The following is a 19,581-nucleotide window of genomic DNA, read 5'->3' as shown; positions in this document are numbered from 1 at the left end:
CACTTTTAGACTAGCTGTTTTGACTAGTTGTTTTAACCACTGAAACACGCTTTTTAGACGCAGCATTAGCGCATAGATTGATGCCCAACCAACCAATGTTATATCATAACTAAAATATCTTATTGAGCGGCATAGCAAACGATGGTGTCAATGTGCAGCGACCCAGTGTTATCCGTGCGTGATCTGCGCATCAAAATCGGCCAGCTACAGGTTGTTGATGGACTCTCGTTTGATGTCATGCCCGGCGAGCGTGTTTGCCTCTTGGGCGCTTCTGGCTCAGGCAAATCGTTCACAGCTAAAGCAGTGCTCGGCTTGCTGCCACCCAATGCTAGAACTCAGGGAAGCATACGTATTCAAGGCCAAGAGGCGATTGCAACACCTGCCACACAGCGGCCGAAAAACTCACGGGTGTCGATGGTGTTTCAGGATTCGCTCTCGGCACTTAATCCCTTAGTTTCTATCGGTTCCCAGCTGCGAGAACCCTTTTTGCGCCACCATGGCCTATCGCGCTCTGCCGCGAATGACGCCACAGTGGCACTACTCGCGTCACTGGACCTTCCAGACCCTCAACGGTTAATCAAGCGCACGCCAGCAGAGCTTTCTGGTGGGCAACGCCAACGGGTCTGTATTGCCTTGGCTATGGCTTGTAAAACGTCGCTAATGGTTGCCGATGAACCTACGACTGCGTTGGACGTCGTCACTCAAGCCCAGGTACTGCGCGCCTTACATCAACATACCGACAGCTCAGCATCTGCGCTGCTATTCATTACTCATGATCTACACGCGGCAGCACAGCTATGCCAGCGGGCAGTCATTATTGAACGGGGCATGATGATCGAAAGCGGTGAGTTAGACACCCTAATCACCTCCCCGCAGCACCCATTCACTCAAGCGCTCGTAGCGGCGGCGCATAATGTGCAACCGCCTGAAGTAGTCCCAACTGACTATTTGAAGAGTGCCTAAATGCAGAGCCATCCACTTTTCAAGTGCCAGGAAGCCTTCCTCTCAGCAAACGGGCTCTATAAAAGCGTCTCGTTACCCCGCACTGTTTTTTGGCGGGCGGGTGAACGCAAACAAGTCATGAATAACATCAACCTGAGGCTTTATCCGGGTGAACGGGTGGGGCTAGTAGGTTTGTCAGGATCGGGGAAAACGACATTACTGCGCTCGCTGTTAGCGATTGAAGCGCCCGATACTGGTTCGATTACTTGTCTGCATAAAACGGTACGTCCCGCCTCCACGGCCAAGCTTAGATGGTACCGTCGGGCTGTTCAGTATATTCCCCAAGACCCCGGCGCCTCCCTTGATCCTCGCATGAGTGTTCGAGCGCTAGTGGCCGAGCCATTAATAAGGCTGAACGTTGATTGCGCCCCGGGAGAACGTGCCAGAGAAGCGCTGGAGCTAGTTGGCTTGGATGCACGTTTTTTGAACCGATTGCCTCATGAGCTTTCCGGCGGCCAAGCCCAACGGGTCGCCATTGCTCGCGCGATAGCCACACGCCCGCGCTTTTTATTGGCCGATGAGCCACTTAGCGGCCTGGATCTACCGGTTCGCGCGCAGGTGATTAGCGTGCTCAAGCAGCTTTGTGATGAAAGTGGCACCGGACTGCTGATGGTGTCCCATGATTTATCGGTGGTCACCCAGTTGTGCCAACGCACGCTGGTCATGGATGACGGCAAAATAGTTGAAGACCGTTCAACAGCAGCGCTTTGGCGCGCCCCCCATCACCCGACTACGCGCTCGCTAATCAATGCCGTTGCGCAACTACCTACTCGTGCGCATCCAAACTGCAATGCAGCTGAGTTAGCAGCACTTTAATAACGTATCCGTGACGTTTTTATTCATCTTTTCTACACGTTTTTGCTACCCGTTACTTCGACTGGAGTTTTTACGATGTTATCCCGTCCGCTGCGCCTTTCCCTGCCTATTGCCCTTGCCGCCCCGTTACTGCTGGCCGGTTGTTTTGATGAACAGCGTGACACCACACCTTCAGAGGCCGGTGAACGAATCAGCCTAGCGATGCTGCAGCCACCTCGCTCGGGATTAACGCCACTTTCCGATGATGCTTTCAAACTGTCGCGCTGGAGCGCAGCAGAAACCCTGATTCGACTGGATGACAGCAGCGACCCACAGCCATTTCTGGCCACCGAGTGGGAGCAGCTCGATGCCAACACATGGCGGTTTGTGATTCGCGATGGAGTCACCTTTCATGATGGCACAACCCTGACAGCTAACGGCGTAGTGAACGCTCTCACTGCGGCCACCCAGGCCGCCCCGAAGCCGCGCATTTTAGACGGCGTGAACATGACCATCGAAGCCGATGGTGATAACGCGGTGCTTGTGCGCACAGAAACCGATGACCCGCTGATTCCCAACCGCCTTTCAAGCCCGCAACTAGCGATTCTGGCCGCCAGCGCCTATGGCGAAGATGGCCGGGTTAACCCCATCAAAACGGGTACCGGCCCGTTCGTATTAACAGAGATCAACGGCACTACCAGCGCACATCTAGACCGCTTTGATGACTACTGGGGCGAGCCCACCAAAGTGGCCGGTATTGATGCTGATTATGTCCCCGACGGCACCGCTCGAGCGGCAGCCTTGAGAACCGGTGTGGCCGATGTGGTTGAAGCAATTCCAGTCTCCCAGGTGGCGCTGCTTGACCCTGAGTTAGTCCACGAAGTGCCCATGCCACGCACCAATACGCTTTACCTGAATACCGAATCAGGCCCAATGACCGACCCCGGGCTGCGCGCAGCCGTCCGCGAAGCGGTAGACCGCTCCGCTATTGTGAATACCGTTTACGAAGGGCGCGCAGATATCGCCGAAGGGTTGCTCGGCCCGGCGCTAGCGTGGGCAAGCGACTACCGCACCCCGCTTGAAGATCGCACTGCACCCACCGAGCCAAACGGCACTGACATCACCCTGGCGACTTTTACTGACCGCGCCGAGCTGCCCGAAGTGGCTGTACTGCTTGAACAGCAGCTGACCCGTGCGGGCTTTAACGTGAACCAAGAAGTGCGTGAGTACGCGCATATAGAAGCAGATGCCTTAGCCGGTGAGTTTGACGCCTTTATTCTTTCGCGTGCCACCGTCCTCGATTCAGGCGACCCGGTGGCCTATATGTTCAGCGACTTCGCTTGTGCGGGCTCTTTCAACATCGCCCAGCTGTGTGACTCCACCGTCGATGAAGCGCTGGCCAATGCCGCCATACTACCCACCGGAGATGAGCGTCGTCAGGCAATTATCGAGGCGGAAGCGGCTATTTTACGCACCGATGCGGCTATTCCGATGCTCCACGAGCGCGTTATCCAGGGCGAGTCGGCGCGGGTCTCTAACGCCGAGCGCGACCCTCGCGAGCGTGCTCTGATCACTGAGAAGACAACCATCGACGTCGACAGTGACTCCTAAGGGTGCGCCCCGTATGACAACCGCAATACCGCTGCGCCTATGGCGCAGCTTGCGCATCACGGCCTTTATTCCGCTGCTCTCACGTTTGCTAACGTTAGCCGGTGTGGTGGTGCTGGTCGGGCTACTGCCATGGTTATCCGGCAGAGATCCAGCGCTGAGCATTTTGCGAGCGCGCTCTGTTGAGCAGGAAGCCACGCCCGAAGCCTTAGCAGCCATTCGTGCTCAGTTAGGCCTTGATCTTGGTCCCTTCGAAAAGCTACAGAGCTGGCTGATGGGCCTGCTGCATGGCGATGCAGGCAATTCCTGGATCTCCGGCGCACCCGTGCTACCGGGTATGTTAAAAAGCGCCCAGGTATCACTTACACTAATGACCTTTGGCATGCTGGTAGCGATAATTACCGCTACGCTTATCTGCCTACCCGTGGTACGGCGTGGTTTGCGAGGTCAGGTCAGCCGCTCTTCCGGCGCGATTGGCGCAGCATTGACGGCCCTGCCTGAGTTTCTACTCGCCTCACTACTGCTAGTCGTGTTTGCGGCATGGCTAAACTGGCTACCGCCTTACGGTTGGCGAGGTTTTAGTTATGCCCTATTGCCCGCCTTTGCGCTTGGCCTTCCGGCAGGCGGTCTGTTGGGCCGCTTGTTTAGCGATGGCCTTGCGGCCACCTTCAGCGAGCGCTGGGTCGCTACCTGGAACGTAGCAGGCTTTTCACGCTGCCGAATTGTCATGGCCGCACTACGACGCACCTTGCCCAGCCTGATGCCTCAGGCCGGCATGGTGATGGTGGGGCTGACGGGAGGAGCCATTGCCGTCGAACAGGTATTCTCTATTCCAGGCCTGGGTCGAGCAACGCTTGGCGCAGCATCGGCCCAGGACCTTCCCGAGCTACAAACCGGCATTCTGATTCTGCTGATTATCGCCATTATATTAGGCAGCTTGGCCAATATTGGTCGTGTGCTGTTACTGGGCCGTGCTTTTCAGCTTGGGGCTCTGCCCGTGGCGCATAGCGAACAAAATATCCAACGCAGGGCATGGGTCGTGCCCGCCATCGCGATGCTGCTGCTCTTTGTGCTAATCGTAGCGGGGATGGGGCGTGACCCGTTTAGCTCCGCGTTTATGCGCTTAGAGTCACCAAGCTTTGCGTTACCATTAGGCGCCGACGGCACTGGGCGCGATATTTTGGCGCGAGTAGCTCACGGAGCGCTGTCCACCATGGGCATGGCAACGGTCGTAGTATTCTTTTCGCTAGTCATAGGGCTACTGATTGGACTAGCCCCCAAGCTAGCCACTGGCCCTATTGAAATCACCAAGGCAACGCCACCCACCATTGCGGGGTTGATTGTCGCGGGGCTAATAGGGCCAAGTGCTAGCGGCGCGATCATTGCGGTAACAGCCGTCGCTTGGGCTCCGCTTGCAGCGCACACAGCGGCACTGGTGGCGGAAGTGAAAGCCCAGCCCCACGTTCGCATTACGCCGATGCTAGGCGTGGGGCATTTCCGCTTAATGAGCCGCTACATCTTGCCGGCGGTGCTTGGCCCCGTGTTTCGCCACGCCATGCTGCGCCTACCCGGCGTGGCGCTGGCCTTGGCGGCACTTGGCTTTCTCGGCCTGGGCCCCCGCCCGCCTTCGCCGGAGTGGGGGCTGATCCTTGCCGAAGGCATGCCCTATATTGAGCGAGCCCCCTGGGCAGTGCTGATTCCGGCGCTAGCACTGATTTTGCTATCGGTACTGGCGGTGTCACTTTCAAGTATTGTGGGCTTGCGCAAGCTACCTCGCTAAGATCATCAAGCGCAAAAATAGAAGACGTAAACAGCCCCAAACAAAACGGGCAGCCATTTGGCTGCCCGTTTTGCTTTAATCCAGTTAAGCGGTGTTACTCTTCGTCAGTCGCCAACTGCATATGTTTTTGCAGGTAGTTCTGGATACCCACTTTATCGATCAGACCAAGCTGCGTTTCGATATGGTCGATATGGCTTTCTTCATCGGCAAGCAGGTCGCGCAGTAGATCACGAGTCACGTAATCTTTAACGCTTTCACAATAGGTAATCGCTTCGATGTAGTCGTTGCGGCCGTCATGCTCGATTTTCAAATCACTTTCGAGCATTTCTTTTACATTTTCGCCGATATGCAGCTTACCTAGATCTTGAAGATTAGGAATGCCTTCAAGGAACAAAATACGCTCAATTAGCTTATCGGCGTGCTGCATCTCCTCAATGGACTCATCGTATTCCCACTTGGCAAGCTCTTTAAAGCCCCAGTCTTTGTACATTTTGGCATGCAAAAAATACTGGTTGATGGCTACCAGTTCATTGCCGAGGGCGATATTGAGATGCTGAATAACCTTGGGATCACCTTTCATGACGTCACCTTTCTTAGTGTGCGATTACGCTAACTAGAGAGTATAGGCCATAAATAGGCTTACTCCCAACGATGCTGGGAGTATATAGAAAATGACTAAAAACTCAAAAAAATCATATATTTGCTAACGATAAATTTAACAATAGTGATTCGCGTCACACAGCGTAAGCGAGACTCATATCCGCTTCGCAACGAGCCTCCTGAACCGCTTCGCGGGTTAGCGATTTAGCAAAACAAGCGCATTTTCCGCACTGGGTTCCGCAACCTGTGGCCTCGCGTACTTCTCGCCAGCTGCGCGCTCCATCGCTAACGTGCTGGCGAATCTGATGGTCGGTTACTCCCTTGCACACGCAAACGTACATGGCAACACCTCATAAAGATCATGAGATGAATGTAAATGATTCGCATACATCTTTTCAAGTAGAAATGGATGCTTTTTGGTATCCATTCGTCTTAATAAAAATGAGCCATATGATAACGCCTTGTCATAGCAATATTTTTAGCAAAACAGGCGGTAAAATTATTTTTTCGGTAGCACCACGGTTTGCGTATTCGAGGCGATATCTGGCCAACTTCTGCGCTGCCGATCAAACAAAACCCACCAGTAACCAATGCCAAACGCGGCCAGGGACAGCCAGGCAGTCACACAGCGAATTAGGCTTTGCTTAAGAGTAATCGCATGACCATCGGTGGTTTGCACCCGCAGCCGCCACGCCTGCATCCCTAACGTCATGCCACCACGCCGCCACGAGTAGATAAAGAATAGCGTGACAAAGAACAGCAACATCAGCCTAAGGCTCCAGATATCAAACGGAGTTGTGCCTATCTCGTCAGCCTGCTGCCCCAACACAAAGCGAAAAAAAGCCAGATGAGCCACTGTCACCATGATCCAAATGGCTGTGACCAAAAATCCGTCGTACAGCATCGCGCCTAAACGGCGGCTTAACCCAGCAGGCCAGACGCTATCTAATTGGGTAAAGCGCCGGGGGCTCGTCACCTTGCTCGTCACTATGCTCATCCTCATTCACGTGTCGCCGCCGCAACTAGCCGTTGCGGTGTAAGAAATAAATACCTACCGCCGCACAGGCAAGAGTTGGCACCAACACCGCCCACACAGGCGAAAAACCAAAAATGGTTGATGCAGGTGCCAGCAGGTCTTGTACATACTTAAATACAAGGCCGGTCACCACGCCATAAAACACTCGCGTACCTGCGGCCACCGTGCGCAATGGGCCAAACACAAAGGAAGCGGCGATTAATACCAGTGACCCCATCGTTAGCGGCATCAGCACCTTTTGCCAGAAATAGAGGAGCGGTTGGTCAGCTTGGAGGTTTTGGCTTTGCAAAAAGTTGGCGTACGCCCACAGCTCACTAGGCGCTTGGCTCTCGATATCACGCAGCAAACGTTCCAATTGGGTGGGCGTTAACGCTGTATCCCAACCCGCGTGTTGCTGATACTCCGACTCTGTATGGTCATCAAAAATACGCGTAGTGGTAACATCTTCCAGCTGCCATGCCCCCTCTTCCCAATGCGCACGATTCGCATGGGTAGCCTCAATTAGCCGACGCTCATCAAAACGATAGCGTGTTAAATCCAGCACCACGTTATCCGCACGAATAGCGCCAAAGCGATACACGCTTTCTCCTTCAAACTGCCAACCACTTCGGCTAGTTAGCAGTGCCCCTTCCCCCTGGCGCTGCTCTAAACGCCATGCCTCGGCAAATTGCTCCGTACGGGGAGATACAAATTCGGCGACCAGTAGTACCACCACGACCACTAATAGCACCGGCTTCATGACACCCCAGACAATCCGCGCAAGCGATCGGCCAGCGGCACGCATGACGGTTAACTCGTTGCTGGATGCCATGCTCCCCATGCCAATCAGCGCGCCAATCAACACCGCCACCGGAGCGTATTGATAAAATCGCCAAGGCAGACGCATGCCCAGATAAATCAACACATCTAACGCGGTATAGTTACCTTGGGTGTCGCCTAAATCACCGATATAGGCGATGGTGATGTCCAAGCCAAGCAGGACGAACTGGACGACAATGATGGCCGCCAACACATTGCGGGCAATATAACGATCAAGACGATCAGCAAGCATGAATTAGCCCCTTCATTAGCGCATTCCTTTACGTTGCGAGTGCCATAGCAGCAGGCAGCCAAGCGCCAAGAACAGCCCGTGTACCGGCCAAACCCCCAGCGCAACTTCCAGCACGCCCTTACCGACCGCATCCACCGCGGCCAATAGCAGGCTTAAATAAGCGACGTAAAGAAAAACGGCAGGCAGTAGTTTGGCAAACCGCCCCTGACGAGGGTTTACTCTGGAAAGCGGCTGGGCTAGTAATGCCAAGACAAACACCATTAGCGGCAACCCCGCTCGCCACTGAAATTGCGCTTGGGCACGAGGACTGGGGTCGTTCCAAAGCTCAGTCGTGGTCGCGTACTCTAATGAATCCAGCTCTTGTCGATTCCGGCTCAAGCCCAGGCGCAATGTGTAGCGCTCAAACGTTAACCGTTCGGCAGCTTGTTTACCTGGCGTTACACCATAGCGCTCGCCATCCTCCAGTACTAGAAAACGGCTGCCGGTTTCCATACTGGTTTCTTGATAACCAGAACCTGCCCGGGTCACGTAGCTATGAGTCTTTTCCGCCCCAGCTACGGGCTGCTCATGAACCAGCACCTCCTGCATTTCAGTGCCATCGCTGCTGAAATCGCTGATGTAAGCGGTACGTCCTCCACCGAAATCTTGGAAACGCCCAGGTGCCAGTACTGACACATCCAGTCGACTGCGCTGCTCTTCAAGCGCGGCCTCAGTTTGTAACGCGCCCGCAGGTGTTAGCCACAAACTACAAAGCCCCACCAGCACCGCCACAACCGAAGCAGGCAACAGCGTTACTCGCAACAGCCGCATAGGGCTCATACCACAAGCCACCATCACGGTAATTTCACTGTTCATATAAAGCTGACCATAGGCCAGCAATATCCCCAGGAAAAAAGATAGCGGTAGAATCAGTTCCATAAATCCAGGCAGGTGAAAAACCATTAGGCTGCCTAAGATAGTGACCGGAATGTCGCCCTCTGCCGCATCAGAGAAATAGCGAATAAAACGGCTGCCCATGATGACCAGCAGCAAAATTCCAGCCACCGCTGACATCGTCAGTAATACTTCGCGAGTTAAGTACCGAAATAAAATCAACGCACTCTCCGGCTAGTAGCGCAGGTTGCAATGCAATGCGCCCATGGCTTGGGTACACTAATCAAACTGCTATCAAAAATTTGTTATCAAAAACCGATTATCAAAACCTAAGTAACGGGGCATTATCCCGAATCACTCGATGCTTGTCTTGTTGGAGACGTCATGGAATTTTCCGTTCAGACCGCGAACCCAGCCAAAGCCGAAACGGCTTGCCTCGTTTTGCCTGTCTTTAAAGGTAGCGACTTATTGCCCGCCGTCGCCAAATTAGATGACGCGAGCGAGAGGCTAATTGGCCAGTTGCTTGACCGTGGCGACTTTGATGCCTCGCTGGGCAATGTGCAGCTTGTCCCCTTTGCGCCGGGCTTAGGCGCCGAACGTTTATTGCTCGTTGGCCTGGGCGAACGTGCCAAATGCCAGGAAGCGGCGTTTATTAAAGCCTTAGACGCCGCCATGGCAGCGTTGACCAAACTGCCCATTGATGAAGCTAGTGCTACGTTTACAGACGTTCCTCTAGAAGATCGCGACACTGCTTGGAAAGCTCGTAAAACACTCGAAGCAGCTCAACGCGCTATTTATCGCTTTGACCAGTTCAAATCATCTCCCGCAAAAGCCCCCAGCCTGGCCAAGCTGAACCTGATTGTCAGCGATGCCGACGAAGCACCAATGGCCAAACAAGGGGCAACACTGGGCACTGCCATTGGCCAGGGTATCAACCTCACCCGCACCTTGGGTAACTTGCCGGGCAACGTCTGTACACCGCGCTATTTAGCCGAACAAGCCGAGCAGTTAGGCCGCGATTCCCAAGGCGCCCTCGAGGTTGAAATTTTAGATGAAGAGGCGCTGGAAGCGCTGGGTGCTGGTTCACTGCTTTCTGTTGGGCGCGGTAGTCAAGAACCAACACGCCTGATCGTGATGAAATACCAGGGGGCGGAAAATTCTGAAGAAGCGCCCCATGTGCTAGTGGGCAAAGGCATTACCTTCGATACCGGCGGTATTTCGTTGAAGCCCGGCGAAGGCATGGATGAAATGAAGTTCGACATGGGCGGTGCGGCGAGCGTATTCGGCACCGTAAAAGCAGTGCTCGCCATTAAGCCCAAGCTAAATGTGGTGTTTATTGTTGCCGCTGCTGAAAACATGCCTGACGGTGCGGCCACCAAACCCGGCGACATTATCAAAACTCTGAAAGGATTGACGGTTGAAGTGCTCAACACCGATGCCGAAGGCCGCTTGGTGCTGTGCGATGCGCTTACCTACGCAGAGCGTTTCACCCCGGCCAGCGTGGTTGATATTGCCACCCTGACCGGTGCTGTCATTATTGGCCTTGGCCACCACGCAACGGGCCTGCTTTCCAACGATGATGACCTGGCACTTGACCTGCTGGACGCTGGCGAAGCGGCTTGGGATCGTGCTTGGCATCTGCCGCTATGGGATGAATATCAGGAACAGCTAGATTCCAATTTTGCCGACTTGGCCAATATTGGTGGCCGCCCGGCAGGCACCATTACGGCAGCCTGTTTCCTATCGCGCTTTGCCGATCACTTCCCCTGGGCGCACCTGGATATTGCCGGTACCGCCTGGCACTCCGGCAAACAAAAAGGCGCTACCGGCCGCCCGGTTGGGCTGCTAACCCAGTACTTGCTTGATCGTGAGGCCGATGCACAAGTAGAAAATAGCGATGGTTAACATCACAATCAGACGATCAACGGTTGCCTTTCGTTGACGTAAACGTTACATCTAAGGGCATTAGCGTGCGTGCTGCTTTCAGGGCGCACGCTACACCATATAAACACTAACACTTGCCCTTCGGGGCCAGGCTATAGCGGAGAGAATACGCCGTGCCCACAGCTTCAGATACCCAACATGAATCACATTTTGAAATACTGCCGTCCAACCAACCGATGGCCGATGAGATTCGTGACAACATTCTGCAAAACCCAGGTTTTGGCAAGCACTTCACTGACCACATGGCCCACGTCCGTTGGACAGTCGACGCCGACTGGCACGGCCATCAAGTGCGCCCCTATGGGCCACTAACCCTCGACCCAGCGGCCTCTGTGCTGCACTACGGTCAGGAAATTTTTGAAGGCATTAAAGCGTATCGCCATGCCGATGGCTCTATCTGGACGTTCCGCCCAGAGAAAAACGCCGAGCGTTTCCGCCGCAGCGCCCGCCGATTAGCGTTGCCGGAGCTTTCCGATGAAGATTTCATCGGTTCACTGAAAGCGCTGCTAGCCCAAGACCACACCTGGGTGCCCACGCCCTCTAGCGATGCCGACGAGTGCAGCCTCTATTTGCGCCCATTCATGATCGCTTCCGAAGCCTTCCTAGGCGTACGTCCGGCCCATGAAGTGGACTACTACGTGATCGCCTCACCGGCGGCGGCTTACTTCAAGGGCGGCATTGAGCCGGTGTCTATCTGGCTCTCTTCCCACTACAAGCGCGCAGCCCCTGGCGGCACCGGTTTTGCCAAGTGCGGCGGTAACTACGCAGCCTCCCTGGCAGCCCAGAAAGAAGCCGCCGCGAATGGCTGCAGCCAGGTAGCGTTCTTAGACGCCGCTGAAAACAAGTGGATTGAAGAGCTGGGCGGTATGAACCTGTTCTTCGTTTATAAAGATGGTCGCTTAGTGACGCCCCGCCTCACCGACACCATCCTTGAAGGCGTTACCCGCAACTCCGTGCTTACCCTGGCAAAAGATGCGGGCCTAACACCGGAAGAGCGCGCCATCAGCATCGATGAATGGCGCGAAGGCGCTGCGTCTGGCGAGATTACCGAAGTGTTCGCCTGCGGCACAGCAGCGGTAATTACCCCGGTCGGCGAACTGGTCACCGAAAACGAGCGTATTCGTTTACAAGGCGATGGCAACAATGAAATTGCCAAACGCATCCGTAAATCGCTGCTTGATCTGCAATATGGCCGCAGTGAAGACAAATACGGTTGGCTTACCCGATTGGTATAAATCAGTTGGTATAAATCAACGGATATAAACCGGCACCCTACCGCCACTAGCCGCGGTGGTAGGGACGGGTTTTGAAAAAAGCGGGAACCGCTGGAGCCTTTGATGGCACGTATCGATTTTTATATTCTTCCTGACACTACCCTGGAAGCGCGCCTACAGTTTGCTTGCAAGCTAGCAGAAACCATCTACCGCAAAGGCTATCGGTTGCACCTGCACTGCGAAGATAAAGCCCTGGCCGAACAGGCCGACGAGGCCCTTTGGCAGTTCCGTGAAGATGCCTACCTCCCCCACGCATTGGAAGACAGCGATATGGCCGCCAGCGTGCCGATAACGCTAGGCTGGCAGCAACTCCCGGTGCCAACGCAAGAAACCGCTCTACTGAACTTGCACCCCGACATTCCCGACGGCGTGGAGCGCTACGCCCGCATTGCCGAAATCATCAATCAGCACCAACAAGTACTGGTCGCCAAACGTGCCTGCTGGCAACGCTATAAAGAAATGGGTCATGAAGTGGTGCCGCATAAGTTGGGGTAATCTTTCTACCATCTGGCCACTGATGCATAGCCACTTACACTAGCGCCATACATAACAACAACTCAGCGGAAGAGTCACCCAATGCGCTTTCCCACTCGGCTTGCATCCACCCAATCTTCCCATGCTTTTTTAGCGCGCGCTCCGTTGGCGGTGATTGTCATTGCCCAGCTGTTTGGAACATCGCTCTGGTTCAGTGTTAACGGCGTTGGGCTGGCGCTTCAACAGGCTGTTGGCTTGAGTGAAAGCGACCTGGGGCTGCTCACCATTGCAGTGCAAGCAGGTTTTATTACCGGCACGCTGTTAATTGCCACCACCGGCCTTGCCGACCGCGTACGCGCCAGCCACTTGTTCGCTATCTCTGCGGTAGCAGGCGCGCTGATTAACGCCGCGTTTATTGGTGTCGCCGAGAGCGTCAGCTTAGCGGTAGCAGCACGCTTTTTGGTCGGGCTGTGTCTTGCCGGTATTTATCCGCTCGGTATGAAATTGGTGGTGAGCTGGACACCCAACAACGCAGGCTCGGCGCTGGGCTGGTTGGTCGGCATGCTGACACTGGGCATTGCCTCGCCCCACTTATTGCGCGGGCTAACGCTGCACTTGCCATGGCAATGGCCACTGTTGCTGTCCTCTGCCCTGGCACTGCTCGCCGCACTGATGATTTTTAAACTAGGCGTGGGTTCACACCTGCCTGCCACAGCCAGCGGCGGACGCCCCTGGGCAGGACTGGCTGCCTTCAGGCAAAAGAACTTTCGCGCCGCGGCGCTGGGCTACTTTGGTCACTGCTGGGAGCTATACGCCCTATGGGCGCTGGTGCCTTTTTTAGTTGCTAGAGAGCTGGAACGCCTAAGCGCAGCGCCGGGCCTTCAGCCATGGCTCAGCTTTGCGGTGATTGCGTTGGGCTTACCTGGCTGCGTTTGGGCTGGCCGCTGGAGCCGCCGAGTGGGCAGTGCGCGAGTGGCCGTTGTGGCGCTAGCGACCTCCGGCACGCTTTGTTTGCTCTATCCACTCTTAGGTGGCACTTCACCCTGGCTACTGCTAACCCTGTTAGGGATTTGGGGTATTAGCGTAATTGCCGATTCCGCGCAGTTTTCCGCGCTGGCGTCAGCCGCCGCCCCACCTGAGCGCCTCGGTGCAGCACTTGCCATGATGAATGCTATTGGCTTTGGCCTAACGATTCCTTCTATCGCTCTAGTCACTGCCCTATGGGCCAGCCAAGGTCCCTGGGTGATCTGGTGGCTCCTGCCTGGCCCAGTGCTTGGATTAATCGCCATGCGTGGGCTCTCTTCAAGTAAATGATTAACGCGTGTTCTTGGTAAGGTGGCCGCCCTAACACCGACACCACAAAGGTTTTCCTATGGCCCACACTGCCCACTGGGTGCCGCTTAACGTTAAGCACCACGGCGGTTTGATGTGGCAACGTTTTACTGCCTACCACTTTGCTCAGCACATTACCCAGGCAAGCCTAGCAGAGGGTGAATTACGTCATGCGGCCGCCAGCTTTCCTATTGGGTTTACCCAAACAGCATCAGGCTGGCAGGCCGTCGCACTACTGGGGCTGCGCGATGAGCAAAATCTCATCGTCGATAGCCAAGGGCGCTGGCGCGCGGCGTATGTGCCCGCCGCCCTGCGAAGCCACCCCTTCGGGCTGCATGCTGAATATCCTGAAAAGCTATGCATCGACCAACATTCACCCTTTGTGGTGGCGCGCCTGGATGCCGAGCCTTTCTTTAACCAACACGGCGAGCTAGCCAGCTTCCCCCAACAAGTACTGGCTTTTCTCCAGCAGCGGGAAGCAGGTTGCCAGCGAGTTGCACAGCAGCTTGATGCATTGGCCAATGCCAAGCTGCTCACGCCTTGGCAGCCAGAAGGCTATCAAGGCAGCGCGCCGCTATATCAAATTGATGAGCCCGCTTGGAAGGCGCTATCCGCTGAACAAATGGGGCTTTTCTGGCAATTGGGTGCCGTTCCTTTAGTGTACGCTCAGCTCATATCCCAACGGCAGCTTGGCGTACTTCGCAGCCTCCTTCAGCGGCCGACAACATCGCCGCCAGAAGCAAACGCTTCCCGCCCCCTTTCCGAGTGGCAAGAAGCGTTTAGCAGCGAAGAACGCTATCAATGGCCGGATCCCTCTTAATTGGGTGCCAAGCACCGACGTTATTCAGGAACGTGAATGTCTTTTAATGTTGATACGCGGCCACGCAAACGGCTATTACTAAGCAGCGTGGCCGCTGCGTTTTTGCTGGCAAGTCCATTACTGGCCGCTCAAACGGCGCTTGATGAACCGCTTCCTGAGGCTGCGCCACTGCCCGCCTCATCGCTGGAAGGCCCGGCATTTTCGCCGGAACTAACGCAACTATTAACGCGCTTTCGCTGGCAAACGGGTCAGCCAATGGAAGCCACCCCTGCGCTAGGTGCGCTACGCCAAAAAATCCAACAGGCGCTAGAGCAACAGCCTCGAATTCTGGCACAACGCTCGCGTGAGCGTGAGTCGGTGCTGCAAATTGACGAAGTGCGCGCCGTACGCCGCCCTCAGGTAAACGCTGGGCTTGAGTACCGTAACGACTTGCAGCGCACTGAATCACTGCCCGACCGCGGCTCACGTGTTGACGCGGTCATTACGCTCAGCCAGCTGTTGGTAGATTTTGGCGCCAGCGGCGAACGCATCCGCGCGGCCGACCTTAGCGCTGAAGCGGCTTACTGGCAGTCCCACGCCAGTGTCGAAGAAGAAGTCCTCTACGCCTTGAATGCCTACTTGGATGTTGCCCGTGTTAGCGCTCAGCGCCAGCTAGCTGAGCACAATCTGCAGCAGCATCAGCGCATTTTTGAAGACGTTCAACTTCGCCGCGAGGCAGGCGCCGGTTCGCGAGCCGATGTACTGCGTGCCCAGAGCCGCTTAAGCGACGCCAACTCGCGGCTAATCTCTTTAGAAGGTGAGTTAGCCAGGGCGATTAACGTCTACCAAGAAGCGTTCTTTACCCAGCCCGACGAGCTGGCCTTGCCCCAAGGCGGGGCGCTACTAAGCGAGACCAGCGCCGACCAACTGCTGGATAACGCCCTTGCACGTAACGCCTCGCTGCGTAGCCAAACCCTGGCCAGCGAGGCCAGCGAAGCCGACGCTCAAGCTACCCGTAACGCCCGCTTGCCTAGCCTGAGCGTAGCCGTGGAAGGTCGTCAATTCGATGTGAATGAGTTCAACGAATCGGATAATGACGTGGCGCTGCTATTTAATCTTGATTACACGCCCTATAGCGGCGGCGCGACCTCATCGCGCATTGCCCAAGCGGTTGAACGTCAGCAGCAGAGCCAATTTGAACGCCAAGCCTTGCATCGCGAGCTGGAGCGGGAAGTGCGCTCTGCCTATACCGACACGCGCACCCGCCTAGCGGAGCTTGAAGCGCAAACCGCCACGCTTGCCGCTGAAGAAGAAGCGCTACTGGCCTACCGCGATCAGTTCGCCGTAGGAAGAAGCAGCATTAACGATTTGTTGGACGCCCAGCGGGATCTGTTCCAAACCGCGCTAGAGCTGATTAATCGCCGTGTGCGCTGGGAGCAAGCTAGCTTTCAACAGCTCGCGGTAACCGGGCAGCTACTCGATGTGATGGAGATTTACCTTGAACGCCGCTAATCCCCACACGGATGCCCTTGAGCAATGCCTGACCTTTGTGGCGGCTCGGCTTGAGCTGCCGGTCTCAGAAGCTGCTATACGCGCCCAACGGGTAGGCGCAAACACCCCGCTCACCCCCGACGGCTTTATTGATGCTGCCGAGCGTCACGGCATGGTCGCGGCGCTGGGTGAACATGCGCTGGCAACGCTAGGTAACTCGCTGCTGCCAGCGGTCGCGCTGCTAAAAAACGGGCGCGCCGTGGTGATCATTGAGCGCATTGATGATGAGCGTTTTGCGCTGTTCGATCCGGCATTAGGCAAACAGCCGGTCGAAACCGCGTTAAGTGCCCTTCAAGCAGAGTACATCGGCCATCTGATTGCAGTGCGTGCCCGCTACCGGCCGGTAACGCTGAATAGCGAGCCAGCCATACAAGGCGGCCACTGGTTTTGGAGCGCACTCTCGTCTAATCGTTGGGTGTACACCCAAGTGGTGATTGCCGCTGCGCTAACCAACTTCCTTGGGCTAGCCACCTCACTGTTTATTATGGTGGTTTACGACCGCGTATTGCCCAACGAGGCCATTGAATCGCTCGTCGCGCTAACCGTGGGTGTGAGCATCGCATTGCTGTTTGATTTTGCGGTAAAAACGTTGCGCCAACTGTTTATTGAACGGGCGGGACAAGAAGCTGACCTGCGCATGGGCAGGCGCATTTTTGACCATGTGCTCAACCTACAAATGAGTGCCAAGCGGGGCTCTACCGGTGGGTTTGCCAATACCCTGCGAGAATTTGAGTCGCTGCGCGATTTCTTCGCCTCAGCATCGCTGGTAGCCCTCGTCGATTTGCCGTTTATTTTCCTGTTTATCGGCGTGATTTATCTGATTGGGGGCCCACTCTTTATGGTGCCGCTGATTGCCGTGCCGTTGGTACTGCTGATTGGCCTGGCGGTGCAGCCATTTCTTAAACGCCTTTCTGGCCAAGCCTTTGAAGAGAGCCGTTCCAAGCAGGGCGTGCTGATTGAAGCGGTAGCCGGGCTGGAAACCATTAAAGCCAGTGGCGCTGCGCCAATGATTCGTCAGCGCTGGGAAGAGAGCGTTCAGCAGCAATCTAACGTGGGTCGTAAAGGCCGTGCTATTCAACAGTTTGCTCTTAATGCCACCGCGTTCGCCCAGCAGGCCGCTCAGGTGAGTATTGTGGTGTATGGGGTGTTTTTAGTCGGCGACGGAGTGATTTCCATGGGCGCAATGATTGCCTGTGTGATTCTCACCGGACGGGCACTCGCGCCGCTGGCGCAGCTGGCTCAAACCATGACCCGCATTAACCAAGCCCGCACCTCTTACCGTGCGCTCGACCAACTAATGAATATGCCTTCCGAGCGCCCCGCTGGCCGTCACTACTTAAGCCGCTCTTCTCTGGAAGGCAAAATCAGCCTGCAAGATGTGAGCGTCCGCTACCCAGAGCAAACCACTGCGGCACTGGCCAATATCAACCTGACCATCGAGCCTGGAGAAAAAGTTGCGCTGTTGGGCCGTGTGGGCTCTGGGAAAAGCACCCTAGCGCGGCTACTGCTCGGCATTTACCCGCCCGAAAAAGGCGCGGTACTGGTAGACGACACCGATATTCGCCAAATTGACCCTGCGGATTTACGTCACAATATTGGTAGCGTGTTGCAGGAAGCGTGGCTGTTTTCTGGCACCGTTCGCCAGAATATTGCGATTGGTGCCCACCACCCTACCGATGACCAAATTCTCCAGGCCGCCAAACTGGCCGGTGCCCACGACTTTATCGCCCGCCACCCCCAGGGCTACGACATGCCTATTGGTGAGCGCGGCGAAGGGCTTTCCGGTGGCCAGCGACAACTTATCTGCCTTGCCCGCGCGCTGCTGGGTGCCCCGCCGATGCTACTGATGGATGAGCCGACCAGCGCAATGGATATTCAAACCGAAAAAGAGGTGATCTCACGGCTCAAAGCCGCTAGCCAGTCGCAAACTCTGGTCGTCGTAACGCACCGTACCAGCCTACTAGCACTGGTTGATCGGGTGATTATTGTTGATCAAGGGAAGATTATTGCCGATGGCCCCAAGACCCAGGTGATGCGCCCCGTTGAAGCAGCACCTCACCGCGCGCGTGAAGGAGCAGCATTGTGAGCAGCCCGACGTCCCAGCTTGATTTTGAACACTTTGTTCGCCACGGCCGCGCCAAGCGCCCGATTGGCAGCAGCTTACTCCTGCTCACCATTATTGGCTTTTTACTGATTGGCTTCTTGTGGGCTTATCTCACGGAGGTGGACGAAGTGACCCGAGGGCAAGGCAAAGTCGTGCCCTCGCGCAGCCTGCAAGTAGTAGAAAGCCTGGAAGGCGGCGTGGTGACCGAGATTAACGTACGCCGTGGGGATACGGTCGAACAAGGCGACACGCTGATGGTGCTTAGTGGCGGCACGCTGGAAGGTGACTACGAAGAGAGTTTACAGCGCCTGCGTTCGTTACAACTGCGCTTGCAACGCCTGGAAGCCGAAATCAACCAAACGCCGCTGGCACTCGATGATGCACTCAGCCAAGGCGCACCTAGTGTGGCTGCGAGCGAAACCCGTCTGTTTCATGGGCGGCAGTTAGAGCTAAGCGCCGAACTTCAAGTATTAGAACAGCAGGGCTATCAGCGCAGTCAGGAGAAAGCTGAGCTCGAAGCCGCGTTAAGCACCGCCCGTTCCGGCGTACAGCTGGCCGAACGAGAGCTGGCCATCATTCAGCCACTGGCTCAGCGCGGTATTGAACCAGAAACCTCGCTGCTGCGAGTGCGTCAATCACTCAACGAGCTGCGCGGCGAGGTAGCCCGTCAACAAAGTGCCGTTGCCCGCGCTGAATCTTCCATCGCTGAAATTGAAGACCGCAAAGCAGCCGCTCGCAATGCCTTTGAAGCCGATGCACTCACTCAGTTGGCCGAAGCGACCTCACAGGTCGCAGAGCTACAAAAGACGCTTCCCGGCCGAGCAGACCAGGTGGCACGCACCACCATCCGCTCGCCAGTCGCGGGGGTCGTGAATCAAGTGCATATTAGCACCGTAGGTGGCGTAGCAGGCTCCGGTGAGCCGCTGGTAGAAGTCGTTCCTGCCGATGACGCCTTGGTCGTAGAGGCGCATATTCGCCCCTCGGATATCGCCTTCCTCTACCCCGGCCAGCCGGTGAAGGTAAAACTAACAGCCTACGACTTTGCCCGTTACGGCGGCCTGGATGGCGAACTGGTCACTATTGCCGCCGACGCTGTCCAAATGCCCGAAAGCGGTGAGTTGATGTACCCCGTTGAGGTGCGCACCGACGGCTATCTCTTCGACGCTGACAATGAACCGCTGACCATAATTCCCGGTATGGTGGCGGAAATCGATATTCTCAGCGGTAAGCGCAGCGTATTGGACTACCTCATGGAGCCCGTGGTGAAAGTACGCGACCGCGCCCTACGCGATTAACCGCTGTGCGGTTTCATCAACGCCCCTGACGCCAGGGGGTCGTTCGCGGTATACTTGCTACCA

17 protein-coding genes are annotated in these 19,581 nt (G+C 55.8%); 12 read left to right on the top strand and 5 right to left on the bottom strand.

The features are described from left to right. Positions 1-150: 150 nt before the first annotated feature. From J4377_RS03030 to J4377_RS03015, 4 genes are all read left to right on the top strand, one after another. Positions 151-963 (top strand): ABC transporter ATP-binding protein, encoded by an 813-nt coding sequence (locus J4377_RS03030; protein ID WP_231658237.1) that lies wholly within the window; start codon positions 151-153, stop codon positions 961-963. Further along, positions 964-1,818: an ABC transporter ATP-binding protein gene (locus J4377_RS03025; protein WP_253486662.1), complete on the top strand. Its 855-nt coding sequence runs from the start codon at positions 964-966 to the stop codon at positions 1,816-1,818. Between the two features lie 75 nt (positions 1,819-1,893). Continuing rightward, positions 1,894-3,408 (top strand): ABC transporter substrate-binding protein, encoded by a 1,515-nt coding sequence (locus tag J4377_RS03020; RefSeq protein WP_253486659.1) that lies wholly within the window; start codon positions 1,894-1,896, stop codon positions 3,406-3,408. Positions 3,409-3,421: 13 nt separating this feature from the next. Beyond that, complete coding sequence (locus tag J4377_RS03015) at positions 3,422-5,185, top strand: ABC transporter permease subunit (protein WP_253486655.1); 1,764 nt, start codon at positions 3,422-3,424, stop codon at positions 5,183-5,185. A 94-nt stretch (positions 5,186-5,279) separates the two neighbouring features. Here J4377_RS03015 and bfr read toward each other — a convergent pair whose 3' ends face one another. From bfr to lptF, 5 genes are all read right to left on the bottom strand, one after another. After that, complete coding sequence (bfr, locus tag J4377_RS03010; protein WP_009724215.1) at positions 5,280-5,765, bottom strand: bacterioferritin; 486 nt, start codon at positions 5,763-5,765, stop codon at positions 5,280-5,282. A gap of 154 nt (positions 5,766-5,919) precedes the next feature. Beyond that, positions 5,920-6,126: a (2Fe-2S)-binding protein gene (locus J4377_RS03005; protein WP_083001105.1), complete on the bottom strand. Its 207-nt coding sequence runs from the start codon at positions 6,124-6,126 to the stop codon at positions 5,920-5,922. A gap of 158 nt (positions 6,127-6,284) precedes the next feature. Beyond that, positions 6,285-6,689, bottom strand: a complete 405-nt coding sequence (locus J4377_RS03000; RefSeq protein WP_231658335.1) for an RDD family protein — start codon at positions 6,687-6,689, stop codon at positions 6,285-6,287. A gap of 118 nt (positions 6,690-6,807) precedes the next feature. Next, complete coding sequence (gene lptG, locus J4377_RS02995) at positions 6,808-7,872, bottom strand: LPS export ABC transporter permease LptG (protein WP_038481292.1); 1,065 nt, start codon at positions 7,870-7,872, stop codon at positions 6,808-6,810. Between the two features lie 15 nt (positions 7,873-7,887). Then, positions 7,888-8,967 carry an LPS export ABC transporter permease LptF gene (gene lptF / locus J4377_RS02990; protein WP_084183657.1) on the bottom strand — a complete coding sequence of 360 codons (1,080 nt, stop codon included), beginning with the start codon at positions 8,965-8,967 and terminating at the stop codon, positions 7,888-7,890. A gap of 162 nt (positions 8,968-9,129) precedes the next feature. Between lptF and J4377_RS02985 the strand changes: the two genes are divergently transcribed. The 8 genes from J4377_RS02985 (at position 9,130) to J4377_RS02950 (ending at position 19,518) form a co-directional block, all read left to right on the top strand. Further along, positions 9,130-10,650, top strand: a complete 1,521-nt coding sequence (locus tag J4377_RS02985) for a leucyl aminopeptidase (RefSeq protein ID WP_095602748.1) — start codon at positions 9,130-9,132, stop codon at positions 10,648-10,650. Positions 10,651-10,802: 152 nt separating this feature from the next. Beyond that, entirely contained in the window at positions 10,803-11,924 is a 1,122-nt protein-coding gene (locus tag J4377_RS02980) for a branched-chain amino acid aminotransferase (protein ID WP_253486652.1), read from the top strand. 102 nt (positions 11,925-12,026) lie between these two features. Continuing rightward, positions 12,027-12,458 (top strand): DNA polymerase III subunit chi, encoded by a 432-nt coding sequence (locus J4377_RS02975; RefSeq protein ID WP_038481282.1) that lies wholly within the window; start codon positions 12,027-12,029, stop codon positions 12,456-12,458. A gap of 81 nt (positions 12,459-12,539) precedes the next feature. Beyond that, the gene (locus J4377_RS02970) at positions 12,540-13,751 is read left to right on the top strand and encodes an MFS transporter (protein WP_051626415.1); all 1,212 of its coding nucleotides are present in this window, start codon (positions 12,540-12,542) and stop codon (positions 13,749-13,751) included. Positions 13,752-13,809: 58 nt separating this feature from the next. Then, on the top strand, positions 13,810-14,589 hold the full coding sequence (locus tag J4377_RS02965) for a SapC family protein (RefSeq protein ID WP_038481279.1): 780 nt from the start codon (positions 13,810-13,812) through the stop codon (positions 14,587-14,589). Between the two features lie 36 nt (positions 14,590-14,625). Continuing rightward, on the top strand, positions 14,626-16,080 hold the full coding sequence (locus tag J4377_RS02960) for a TolC family protein (RefSeq protein WP_038481276.1): 1,455 nt from the start codon (positions 14,626-14,628) through the stop codon (positions 16,078-16,080). Beyond that, on the top strand, positions 16,067-18,205 hold the full coding sequence (locus tag J4377_RS02955) for a type I secretion system permease/ATPase (RefSeq protein WP_253486651.1): 2,139 nt from the start codon (positions 16,067-16,069) through the stop codon (positions 18,203-18,205). The genes J4377_RS02960 and J4377_RS02955 overlap by 14 nt, the downstream gene beginning before the upstream one ends. Then, positions 18,202-19,518 carry an HlyD family type I secretion periplasmic adaptor subunit gene (locus J4377_RS02950; protein WP_253486649.1) on the top strand — a complete coding sequence of 439 codons (1,317 nt, stop codon included), beginning with the start codon at positions 18,202-18,204 and terminating at the stop codon, positions 19,516-19,518. The genes J4377_RS02955 and J4377_RS02950 overlap by 4 nt, the downstream gene beginning before the upstream one ends. The last annotated feature ends 63 nt before the right edge of the window (positions 19,519-19,581 follow it).

The organism is Halomonas sp. XH26 (genome assembly GCF_024138895.1).
GTDB lineage: Bacteria > Pseudomonadota > Gammaproteobacteria > Pseudomonadales > Halomonadaceae > Vreelandella > Vreelandella alkaliphila.
This window is presented reverse-complemented; position numbering and strand designations above follow the sequence as displayed.